Here is a 254-nt window from a genome sequence, read left to right as displayed (position 1 = left end):
AACCATACTTGCCTGCAATATTTAGCGCCATTGTGCCTCCACTGCTGGCACCAATTTGAGTAATGTCAACTTTTTTATTAATTACATAATCGCTTTGCATTAGCCATTTGACAAAGTTAATACTGTCTTGGTGTGCGGCTGGAAAAGTATTCTGTGGAGCAAGAGAATAGTTAGGTGCAAAAACAGTAAAACCTTTATCAGAAATTTTTTGACATAAGTCCTTAATACTGTTTTTATCTCCCCGAAACCAGCCA

At 37.4% G+C, this 254-nt stretch carries 1 protein-coding gene; it reads right to left on the bottom strand.

All coding sequences use genetic code 11. The features are described 5' to 3' along the window. The coding region (locus H3V04_RS09750; protein ID WP_198188479.1) for an alpha/beta hydrolase at window positions 1-254 on the bottom strand (254 nt) is incomplete at both ends.

It is taken from the genome of Bifidobacterium sp. M0353 (assembly GCF_016100645.1).
Taxonomy (GTDB): Bacteria; Actinomycetota; Actinomycetes; order Actinomycetales; family Bifidobacteriaceae; genus Bombiscardovia; species Bombiscardovia choladohabitans.
The sequence above is the reverse complement of the archived record's forward strand: the minus strand, read 5'-3'. Positions and strand labels throughout refer to the sequence as shown.